11 protein-coding genes are annotated in these 10,993 nt (G+C 65.9%); 10 read left to right on the top strand and 1 reads right to left on the bottom strand.

The window, feature by feature from the left end; translation table 11 throughout:
* Positions 1–942: 942 nt before the first annotated feature.
* The 10 genes from PO883_RS10340 (at position 943) to PO883_RS10295 (ending at position 10,586) form a co-directional block, all read left to right on the top strand.
* Entirely contained in the window at positions 943–1,368 is a 426-nt protein-coding gene (locus PO883_RS10340) for a thioesterase family protein (RefSeq protein ID WP_289309681.1), read from the top strand.
* Positions 1,369–1,781: 413 nt separating this feature from the next.
* Positions 1,782–2,279 (top strand): hypothetical protein, encoded by a 498-nt coding sequence (locus tag PO883_RS10335; RefSeq protein ID WP_289309680.1) that lies wholly within the window; start codon positions 1,782–1,784, stop codon positions 2,277–2,279.
* Positions 2,280–2,296: 17 nt separating this feature from the next.
* Positions 2,297–3,151, top strand: a complete 855-nt coding sequence (locus PO883_RS10330) for a S8 family serine peptidase (protein WP_289309679.1) — start codon at positions 2,297–2,299, stop codon at positions 3,149–3,151.
* On the top strand, positions 3,148–4,098 hold the full coding sequence (locus PO883_RS10325; protein ID WP_289309678.1) for a hypothetical protein: 951 nt from the start codon (positions 3,148–3,150) through the stop codon (positions 4,096–4,098). The genes PO883_RS10330 and PO883_RS10325 overlap by 4 nt, the downstream gene beginning before the upstream one ends.
* An 11-nt stretch (positions 4,099–4,109) precedes the next feature.
* Positions 4,110–5,012, top strand: coding sequence for a hypothetical protein (locus PO883_RS10320; protein ID WP_289309677.1), 903 nt, complete (start codon positions 4,110–4,112; stop codon positions 5,010–5,012).
* Positions 5,013–5,080: 68 nt separating this feature from the next.
* A complete protein-coding gene (locus PO883_RS10315) occupies positions 5,081–5,347 on the top strand; it encodes a hypothetical protein (RefSeq protein WP_167088726.1) in 267 nt (88 codons plus the stop codon).
* A gap of 11 nt (positions 5,348–5,358) precedes the next feature.
* Complete coding sequence (locus tag PO883_RS10310) at positions 5,359–6,294, top strand: hypothetical protein (RefSeq protein WP_289309676.1); 936 nt, start codon at positions 5,359–5,361, stop codon at positions 6,292–6,294.
* An 85-nt stretch (positions 6,295–6,379) separates the two neighbouring features.
* Positions 6,380–6,745: a hypothetical protein gene (locus tag PO883_RS10305; RefSeq protein WP_289309675.1), complete on the top strand. Its 366-nt coding sequence runs from the start codon at positions 6,380–6,382 to the stop codon at positions 6,743–6,745.
* A gap of 197 nt (positions 6,746–6,942) precedes the next feature.
* Entirely contained in the window at positions 6,943–9,948 is a 3,006-nt protein-coding gene (locus tag PO883_RS10300; RefSeq protein ID WP_289309674.1) for a M12 family metallo-peptidase, read from the top strand.
* 80 nt (positions 9,949–10,028) lie between these two features.
* A complete protein-coding gene (locus PO883_RS10295) occupies positions 10,029–10,586 on the top strand; it encodes a cohesin domain-containing protein (RefSeq protein WP_289309673.1) in 558 nt (185 codons plus the stop codon).
* A 78-nt stretch (positions 10,587–10,664) separates the two neighbouring features.
* On the opposite strand, the gene PO883_RS10290 is transcribed toward PO883_RS10295, so the two are convergent.
* Positions 10,665–10,925, bottom strand: a complete 261-nt coding sequence (locus PO883_RS10290; RefSeq protein ID WP_289309672.1) for a hypothetical protein — start codon at positions 10,923–10,925, stop codon at positions 10,665–10,667.
* Positions 10,926–10,993 lie beyond the last annotated feature (68 nt).

Genomic DNA, 10,993 nt, shown 5'->3' with positions numbered 1-10,993 from the left:
CATGTTTTGACATATCGAAAGGCGCAGGGGGCAGCCCGCTCGCCGGGTGCTACCGGCGGTAGGATGACGCGCGTCTGTCGACATGCGGCGTGGTTCAAGAAGGGCGATGTTGGTCAGCGTGTGTTCTGTTTCCAGGCCAACGGCCCGCCGCCTTTGTAGTAAGCGGGTAATACTCAAGAGAAAGCATTTTTTGCGAATTCAACTGCGTGTTTCTCGTTGCCGCACTGCCGGAGCCGCACGACAACAGATAGTTACCTATTCCGAATCCTTGCCAAATTGCAAAGTCAGTGCGACTTTACATATACCTCTTTATGGACGTAGCTATCATTTCGTATAGGTAGGCTGCGGCGCTCGCAAGCTGATACATACGCGGATAAAAAAGCGCTACGCCGACCCGGCGTGCCGCCTGGCAGAGCGGGTTTGCATCCCGGCGAGGGTAAGGGGAATGTCAACCAGGGGCGAAGCCTGGGCTCAGCCTGCGCCGGATCAGCGTCGCGTTTCGGCGGGATGAGGCGAGAAAGCGGCATAAGGCGGGAAGCTCATGCATTTCGGACGAAGCGCATTTTTCTTCCCGTTTTTTTGTCATCCGTCCCGGCAGATGGTGGCCGCTTGGCGCTGTCGGCCCTGACCGTGCACCGCCGGCTGCGGCGGCACAGGCAGGCCGCGTACCGCCTGCTCGCGTGCCCCGCCATGACAGTCAGGCGCGCCGCCAGCAAGAGCGGCTTCGGCACGGAGTACAATCTGCGCCGCGCCTTTGCCGCGCAGCTGGGCGTGGTGCCGGGCGACTACCAGGCGCGCTTCGGCTGAGAACGGGAGCGCGCAATGATGCGGGCGCTTGGAAGCGCGTATCTCGAGTGGCCGCTGGCGCCTGCGGGGGCAGGGTGAACAAAATGGCGTCGGATAAGGTGTGCAATCGCACAAATCTAGTGAAAAGGGACTGTTTTGGACTGGGACCATGTAAATCCATTCGTGCAGACGATCACGCCTCAGCCCGGGGATATCGACGGGCTCAATCACACCAACAATGCCGTGTATGTCCAATGGTGCGAACAGATCGGCTGGGCGCATTCGCACAAGCTCGGTTTGAACCTGGACGATTACCGCCGCCTGGGCCGGGCGATGGCGATTCGCCGCGGCGAGTACGACTACCTGCTTCCCACCGCGTTGGGTGAGTCCCTGACGCTGGCCACCTGGCTGACCGGTGGCGATGGCAAGATCGCGATGGAGCGCCGTTTTCAACTGATCAGGGACAGCGATGGCATGACTGTCCTGCGTGGGCGATGGGATCTGGTGTGCATTGAAATCAGCAGCGGCCGGGTGCGCCGCATGCCAGCCGAGTTTCTTGCCGCGTATGTGCCTGGCGCGTAACTGTAGCGGGGCGCGCTGCGCTGCGCGATCGCACAAAGCGATGCCGGATCGGCCCTGAGCATTTATCGCAAGTACAAGGACATGCGATCGATCGTCATGGGCCGCCAGCCTTCGGCCGGCACGGAACAACTGACGAGCCGGCCGGGCTTGCCCACCCCCTCACAGCGCGGCGCCGGCCTGTGCGCTGTCGCGCCCCAGCGATCCTTGCCGCCCCTGGCAGAGTGACGAGGTCGGCAATCAATCATTGATATTTCTCAATGCCGCAGCACAAGAAGGGCAACAGACTTTACCAAGACGTCCCCTCGCTGTGCTACCAGGGCCGGGCATGTTGCAGCGGTGGGCGCTACCTATCCTCCTGCCAGGTTTTGCTGCGACGAACCGATGTGCTCCGTGCCCCTTGAAGGAGAGAATCAATGAACTCGCTTCGTATGACCTCGGCTTGCCTTGCCTTTTCCTTGTCGGCTTGTACCACGCCGCTGGACCCGATCGCGGTCATTCACTATCGGCAACTAGGCGTGTGCACGCACGCGCAGACGGGCAGCGGGGCCATCACGGCGCCCGCCGGCCACGCGATTGTCGTCTTCAAGGTATTTCGGATCGATAACACCAAAGTCGGCAAGAGCTGGTCGTTCGACCCGGCAACCATGGAGCTCGCTTCGCCCCCGATGAAGCAAAACCTGGGCGGCACCGGCCCGGCACCGGTCGGCGCCGGGCAAAACGTGACGCTCAATGCCCGGGTCGGCATCCTGGTGGAGACGGAGAAGCCGGATGGATCGGACGCCGCCGCGACCAACTACTTCCTCGTGTATCCAAAGGTGGCACCGGCCCCGGGCACCCTGGGGGCGAAGGAAAATTCGTCGCAGCTGTCCTACCCCTTTGCCGCCGATTGCAACGCCATTGCCGGCGGCTGACCCGGACCATGGATGGCGTGTCGAGAAGCCTCGTACTGCGACAAGCGGGCATTGGCGTATCCCCTGGCCATGTTCGCGGGAGCGCCGCATGCGCCCGCATCGCGCTGCTGGACGGTGGCGCCGACCTCGCTCATCCGGCACTGGCCGGCGAGCGCATCGTGACAGCGGCCGGGGCGGTGCCGGGCCGCGCTGGCGCGCACGCGACCTTTTGCGCCTCTCTGCTGGTGGGCAATGACGACGATGCGCGCGAAGGGCGCGTGCTGGCCCTGTGCGCGGGCGCGACCATCTTCAACTTCGCCGTCATCGACGACGCCATGCTGGAGGGGCGCGCATCGATCGCCGCCACGGCCGATGCGCTCGCGCGCGCGCTGCGGCAAGCCGTCGACGCCGGCTGCCGCACCATCGTCTTTTCCAGCGAGCTGCTGCAAGCCGATTCGGCCCACTGGCGCAGCCTGCGCGATGCCGTGCAATGGGCGCGCGCGCAAGGCGCCATCGTCGTGGTCCCGGCGGGCAATCACGGCGCTGGCTGGGGCCAGTCGCCCTGTGCGTGGCCCGGCATCCTGGTGGTCGGCTCGATTGGCGCATCGGGCAACATCTCTGAATTTTCGGCCCATGCACGACGCCTGCCGAATGTCGTCTACGCGCCCGGCGAGCTGGTTCCCGGAGCCGGACCTGGGCACGGCTACGAGTTGCGCTCCGGAACCAGTTTCGCGGCGGTGCTTGCGGCCGGCGCACTGGAACTGCTGCGCGTGATGCGCCCCGCCGATGCCTGGCCCGATCTTGTCGCTACGTTGTTCAAACCACCATGGCGTTTTTTGGACGCCTCCGTACTTTTCCCACCAACTCGCCTTGCCCAGGAGATCACGATATGAATGCGATGCAGCCTGAGACGTCCCCACTCCCCGCCAATCTTCCCGGATCGCCGCCGGCGCCGGCATCAGCCCCATCGGCCGCGCCGTGTCCCGACTGTGCCGGCAAGGCCCGCACCAGCGTGTCGGAACAGTATGTCTACGCGATCGGGCAACTGGAAGTGCGCTTCCCCTCGCTGGGCATCGAGCGCGAGTACCAGCAGCGCGAGTGCGCGCTGCGCGAGTCGAGCGGTCTGGCGCGTGGAGCCCGCATCTGTTCGGTTCTTGAGCGCAACCCCCATCTGGCCATGCGCATGAGCTACATCTTCCTGATCGACGGCATGCCCGCGTACGCCATCAATCCGGCCGGGGGCTTCATGAAGGAGGCGCTGTTCGAGGCCGTTGCCCGCTGCGACGACCAGGCTCATTTCTGCGTGCTGGTCGGGCGTACCGGCACGTTCGCGGCGGCGCCCGCGCACGGCGGTTTGCTGTTGACGACGGTATCGGCCGACCAGCTCTACAATTTCTCCCTGTCGGAATGGGTCGAGGGGCTCACCCGCAGCGCGCAGCCGGTGCTCGAATCACGCAAGATCGACGCGGCGCACTTCGACGCCGTGGCGCGCAACCTGTTCCGCGACACCTCGCGCACCCCGGAGAACCTGGGCGCCACCGAGGGCCACCGGGCGCTGAATTATCTGCTGGTGCAGCATCCCGGCATCTTCCTGGCGGCTGCGGAACGGCCCGGACACCAGCTGGCGAGCGTCGAGACGCGCGTGCACCAGACCGTGGGCGGACGGCGCCACGTGATCGTCATCCTGGCCTTTGTCGACCGCGCCACCGGCGTCGCCGAGCGCCTGTATTGCAGCGTCGACGTGACCGAGGAGTGGCCGTTCGTGGTGGGCACGGAGGCGTCCACCTCGGCACTCGGCCTGGCCCCCTTCGTCGACAGCGCGATGTACGCGGCCGGCTGAGGCGGCACAGCATGGGTGCCGCTGCGACCTTCCAGCAACTCTTTCGGGGCGCGCTCAGCCGCCAGGTGGAGTACAGCTACAGCGACGACGAACATCGCTTCAGCAGCATGATTCCGCTGAGCGCGAGCCAGTTGCCCGACCTGCAGGTGCTGGCCGCCGAGATACCGTTCGCCGGCGACTGGGCCTGGTCGGTGCGCCGCTTCGCGCAAGCGGTCCGTCCCGACGCGTTCCTGCTGCGCCTCGATTGGGAGGGGAACACGGCGAGCGCGCTCACCTTGTATTGCCGCTTTCCGGGCGAGCCGGACGAGGCCGCGTTTCGGGCGGCGCTGGCGCATGCCCGGCCATTCGACTGGAACGGCCCCGGCCCGGACGATCTCGCGCGCGCCCTGGGCGTGAACGGTCCGCGCGGGATCGCCTTTCGGTCCAGCGGCAAGGGGATGAACAACACGGCCTTGTACTTCAAAAGCGGGGAACACGCGGGCAGGGCGCTCGGAGAAAGGATGCCCGCCTTGCTGGCCGCCTGCGGCTACCCGGCCGAGCTGCAATCGCTGCTGGAAAAAGACTTGCACGCGCTGTACCGGCCTGGCCCTGTGGGCGTGATCGGCGTAGATGATGGGCAAGAGGGACAGGCGCGCGCCTTGAAGTTCGATCCCGCCAACGTTGCGCTGGACATCGCCTTCGACTTTTTGGCCCGTGCGCAGGTCCCGGCGCAGCGCATTGACGCTCTGCGCCGGAGCGCGCGCGATCTCAGGGCCGACGCGGCGAGCTACCTGAGCGCGCAATACGGCCCGGATGGCCTGCGGGGCTGGCGCATTTATTTTGCTTGCGAACCTTGCAGCACCAGTGCGCCGGGCCGGCCCCTGATCGACACCCAGCGAAACCTGCGGGAACTGCGGCGCTTGCCGCACTACTAGCACCAGGCCGGGCCGTGATGGTGCGGCCCGGATGTTTTACCCATCATCAACGATTCAAGGAGAATGACATGTTACCAGGATTCACAGCATTACAAGCTTCGCAACCGGCCGTCGCGCTGGCCGGTCCCTGGGATTCGGCCCAGGCGTGCAGACCGCTCGGGACCGATACCTTTTGCACCGCCCTGGTCCAGTGGTGCAAGGATGTCTATTTCTGCCCCGGCGGATCGGCGCCCGTCAGCTGGAACGGCGTCTTCGTCGGCTACGGCACCCTGGACACCCACACGCCCTATCCCTGCGGCGTGTGCGTCGGTATCGACGGCCCGGACGACTGGTGAGTCGGGGTCCCGTGCCAGCGCCATTCGAGCGCGCCATCCGCGATGCCATTGCGGGCGGCATCGATTACCTGTTGTCGCAGCAGGATGAGGACGGATTCTGGCGCGAGTTCGACCTCGCGCCCGGTCCGTCCGAAGCATGGACGACGGCGTGGGTGGGCTGGTGCCTGAGCGGCGCCGCCGAGCGTGGCCCGGCGGCGCGCGTGCGGGTCCAGGCGGCGCTGGCCCGCGCCTGCCGCGCGGTCATGTCCGCCAAGGGCGACGCGGGGTGGGGCTACAACCGCCGTACCGGTGCCGACGCCGATTCCACGGCGTGGGCACTGCGCTTTTGCGCGGCCCAGGGCGTGGCACTCGACGGTGCCGGCCTGCTGGCGCCCTACGTCGATGCGGGCGGGGGAGTCCACACCTTTGTCGAGCCAGGATGGGGGCGCTGGACCGACGCGCACGATGACGTTGCGGCGAACGCCGGCCTGGCATTGCTCGCCATGCCGAAGGCGGGTGCCACGCTGCAAAGGATCGTGCGCAGAGTGGTCGAGTGCTGTCCCGGCCACACCTTCTGGTGGTCGACCCAGGCCTACGGCATCGCCTGGGGCCTGCGCTTGCTGAGTGCCTGTCCAGCCCAGGCGCCGGGCGGCCTGCCGCCCGGGTGTCGGCAGGCGCTGGATGCATTACCCCGGCCCGCGTCGTGTTTCGACGTCGCCCACCGGCTTCTCGCCGCACTGGCCCTGCACGATGCCGACGCGGCCAACGGGTGGTGTGCGGTGCTGCTCGACCAGTGGCAGTCGCCTGCCTGGCCGGGATCCCCGGTGCTTCTCGTGCCGGACCGAACGACGGCGACGCCGCTCGATCCGCAACCGGAGATGAAGGCCTTGTTGACGACCTCGATATGTGTACGCGCACTGTCCGAATTTCTTCGGCTTGCGGGCCCAATCCCGTCGTCCGCCAACTGAGGGTGCTCAAGCGCAGTTTCTCGGGCCGCGCGCCAGGATCGCTGTTAAAAGCGAATCCCGGCGTGCGTGCCGACGGTTGGTCTTCTTGCGTCAAAAAACGCATCTTCTGCAAGCTCAACGAATCACTTCCGCTTTCGATCAGCAGAGTGTGATCGTGCAGCCGTGCTGCGGCTCGATCATCCGCGCGGCCGAGGGCGTGGCGGCCTTGCTGTTCAACTATTCTCCCGATGCGCAGGACACCGTGAGCCTGTTTCTCAGCCCGACGTGCAGGCCGGGTCGCCTGCCGCTGCCCGCGAGTGGCATGCTGGCGTTCGAGGACCGCCAGCCTGACCACCGAGGCTGGCCGCTGGGTGTCAAGTTTGACCGGCGCGGCGACTGTTTTGGCCACCTTTCATGCCATGCGCATACCAGCGATGCGCTTTGTACCGCCCACGCTCCTTTCCTTCGTTGACTTTACAACAGGAAATTAATTATTCTTGTGCAAAGTGGAAATATGACAATATTATTACTCCAGTCTTGTTGCCTTAGTTGCAGCAAGACGAGGGCAGTGCTTGCCTGAAGAAAAAGCACGCCCGTACTGCCGGAAAAAAGCACAGGAAGAAATCTCACCGACGAATCGAAGCTCACCACGCCGCGAAAGGGCACCGCATGACAATGAAGCCTTGGAATCCGTTAGACAACGGCGGATTGCAACATCCGCGTAGCGCCGCATGCAAGAAATCCTCGCTTGCCCTCTGTATTGCCCTTGCCTTTGCCGCCGCGCCGTTCGCGCAGGCTGGCGCGGCCGGCCCATCCGCCGCAGCGGCATCGACCCAGCGCGCCGCGCCGTACTGGCAAGACGTGGCCGTCTCCGCTGGACGGATGAGCGCCACCAGCGCCCGCACGCCAGCCCTGAACCTCAGGCGCTTCCGTAGCGCCACGCTGGACGCGGCCGGCATGCAGTCGCACGTTGCCGACGCCCCGCTCGAACGCGGCAGCAGCGCCCTGGCCAGCACCCAGACCATTTCACTGCCGCATCCGGATGGCGGCTACCAGCGCTTCACCCTGGTCGAGTCGCCCGTCATGGAAGCCGGCCTGGCCGCCAAGCACCCCGAGATCAAGACCTACAAGGGGCGCGGCATCGACGATCCGAGCGCCACCCTGCGCATGGACATCACGCCGCTCGGCCTGCACGCCTCGGTGCGTTCGGCCAATGGCGGCTGGTATGTGGACCCGTACTACCACCTCGATACGAGCGTGTACGCCAGCTACAACCGCGTCGACCTGATCAACTCGCACGGCCCGTTGATCGAAGGCGCGCTGGCCGAGCCGCAGCTGGCGCTGTCGCATTCGTTTTATAAAGAGGGCAGCGCGGTCGAGGTACGCGGCTTCGGCTTCGCGCCGGGGGCGAGCGTCAACCTGAGCGTGCGCGGCGAAGGCGACACGGCCACCTTGCACAGCGTCGTGGCCACGGCCGACGCCAAGGGTGCGGTCGCGGCCAGCCTGCCCGCCGGCCGCAGCGGCGCGTTCGAAGTCAGCGCCACCGACGGCAAGGCCACCAGCGCCGCCCCGTTCCGGGTGGTGGACGGCGACATGGCGCCGAACGCGGTCGTCAGCGACCAGTTGCGCACCTACCGGCTGGCGCTGGTCACCGACCCGAGCTACGCCACCCACTTCGGCGGCCCGGCCAACGTCACGGCCGCCAAGGTCACGCTGATCAACCGCGTCAGCCAGGTCTACGAGGATGAAACGTCGATCCGCCTGGTGCTGATCGACGCCACCGACGCCCTGAACCTCGACAGCGCCGCCCAGATGACCGGCACCGACGGCCCTTGCGGCGCGGCGGCATGCTACACCGTCACCCAGTCGGAAGGCTGCGGCAGTTCGACCCTGTCGCGCACGCGCGTCGTCACGGGCTTGCTGGCCGGCGCCAGCAACTTCGACGTCGGCCACATTGCGCTGGGCTTGAACGGCGGCGGCATTGCCAGCCTCGGCGTGGTTGGCGGCAATTCCAAGGCACAGGGTTGCACCGGCCTGCCGAAGCCGGTCGGCGACTCGTTCGCGGTCGACTACGTGGCGCACGAACTCGGTCACCAGTTTGCCGGCAACCACACCTTCAACGGCATCACCTCCAATTGCAGCGGCGGCAACCGCAATGGCGGCACCTCGGTGGAAGTGGGCAGCGGCTCGTCGATCATGGCGTATGCCGGCATTTGCGGCACCGACAATCTGCAGCCGCACAGCGACCCGTACTGGTCGCAGCGCAGCCTCGACGAAATCGTGACCTACACCTCCAGCGCCGAGTCGATCCTGAACGAAGTCCAGGTCGTGGCATTGCGGGGTTTCAATACGGCAGGCCAGCAATTCCGGATCGACGTGAACGGCAACCTGTCGGCGCCGATCGTGCGCGGCACCAACTACACCACCAGCGGGGTCAAGGCCGCCCTGGAAGGCAGTCCGGGCTGGCCAGCGGGCGCCACGGTGTCGGTCAGCGCGCTGTCCGACACGGCGTTCACCGTGACGTTCAATGGTGCGCTCGCCGGCGTCAATGTCGCTACGCTCAAGCTGGCCGATTGCACGGGCGGTTGCAGCGGCCTGGTCGGTGAAGTCGCCAAGGGCGGACCGACCACGCGCGGCGGTGCCGTGTCGGCATCGGGCAACATCGCCCCTGTCGTGACGGTGCCGACCGGCTACACGATCCCGCTGCGCACGCCGTTCGCCCTGACCGGCAGCGCGACCGATGCCGATGGCGACCTGATCACCTACATGTGGGAGCAGAACGACCGTGGCGCGTCCAGCGGGACCGGCTTGACCAGCAACGTCAAGCTCAACGGCCCGCTGTTCCGCCAGTTCGGCACGCGCGCCGTCGTGAGCAACGCCGATTCGCTCGAATACAACTCGGCGGGCGAGAACCACACCACGGCCGACCCGACGCGGGTGTTCCCTGACATGGTGCAAATCCTGGCCAACAACACGAATGCGGTCACGGGCGCCTGTGCCGTTGCCGCCACGCCGCCGAGCGTGGCCGACATCGACTGCTATTCGGAGTTCCTGCCGACCGCCGACTACGTGGGCCTGGCCGGCACCAACGCCGCGCCGGCATCGCTGACCTTCAAGCTGACGGCGCGCGATGGCAGGGGCGGCGTCAACAGCGCCAGCACCAGCCTGGTGCTGGCTGCCAACGCCGGGCCGTTCCTGGTGACCTCGTTCGACACAGGAGTGACGGTCGATTCGGGCTCGGTGCAGAAAGTCAGCTGGAACGTCGCCAACACCAATGTGGCGCCGGTGAACACGGCCAGCGTGAACATTGCGCTGTCGGTTGACGGCGGCAAGACCTGGCCTTACCTGCTGGCCGAGGGCGTGCCGAACAACGGCAGCGCCAGCGTCACCTTGCCGTCGGTGACGACCAAAGCCGCACGGATCAAGGTGGAAGCGGTCGGCAACGTGTTCTTCGACGTGTCGAACGCGGACGTCGCGATCCGCCTGGCGGGTGACCTGAACGTCGATGGCACTGCCGATTGCGCCGACCTGGCGATCGTCAAGGCCTCGTTCGGCAAGCGCACCGGCCAGGCGGGCTTTGACTCCCGCGCCGACGTGGTGGTCGACGGCGTTGTCAATGCGCGCGACCTGGCTTACGTAGCGCAGCGCCTGTCGCAAGGCACTTCCTGCAACTGACCAAATGCGGCCGGCCGGGTGCGTGCATCCGGCTGGCCCTTACCGTACAACACGCCCCTTGGGGCAATAGGATAAACACGATGACGATTTTGAAGAAATGCCTGGCTGCCATGCTGCTGGCCGCCAGTACCCAGGCTTTTGCTATTCCAACGCTGTCGCTGAGCGCGGCGCCGGCCACGGTGGGCTCGACGGTGGACCTGGCCGTGAAGATCTCCGATATTTCGGACCTGTACAGCTATCAGTTCACGCTCACTTTCGACTCGGCTTTGCTCAAGGCGAACAGTGTCGTCGAGGGCGGCTTCCTGGGCACAGCTGGTCCGACCTACAGCGACGGCGGTGTGATCAACAACGCGACCGGATTGATTTCGTACGTGTTCAACACGCGCCTCGGTGCCGGCGCCGGTGCCTTCGGCAGCGGCGACCTGGCGCACATCAGCCTGGACGCGCTCGCTTTGGGCAGTGCGGCGCTGACGTTCTCCGACGTGCTGTTCCTCGACTCCCATCTGAACGAGATCGCGGTCACGGCCGATAACGGTTCGGTGCAGGTCGTGCCCGAGCCGGCTACCTACATGATGATGGGTGTCGGCCTGGCGGCGCTGGGCGTGATGCGGCGCAGGCAGCTGGGCGCGCGCGCCTGATCGGTGGTGCCGGCGGGGTGAGCGCCGGCATGCGGCCAGTTGGCGATGGCGTCAACTGGCCTGCGCAAGCAGTCACAATCAGATTGTGCGCCTGAAACCGAGAATCATGGCGGACGCTGACGATTGCAGCGTTGCCCATTGAGGCAGCAAGTAGCTTGGGAATTGCACGCTGACAGAAGCCTTGAGCGCTGGCGCCAGGGGATAGTCGAGGCTGCAGACTTTTCCGGCCGGCCGTTTGCAAGTGATGCAGGCATCGGCAGTACCGTCCGGGCGCCGATGGAGATAGATATCCGCATTCCGGCGGATCAGCCTTGGCGAATTTTCCAGGATCGCACTCATCGGGGCAGAGGCCTCCAGCACCTACTTTGTCGTCAGCCTGCCTTGTATAAGGCTGGCCCAGTCTCGAC

This window comes from Massilia sp. DJPM01 (assembly GCF_030348125.1).
Classification (GTDB): domain Bacteria; phylum Pseudomonadota; class Gammaproteobacteria; order Burkholderiales; family Burkholderiaceae_D; genus Telluria_A; species Telluria_A frigida.
The sequence above is the reverse complement of the archived record's forward strand: the minus strand, read 5'-3'. Positions and strand labels throughout refer to the sequence as shown.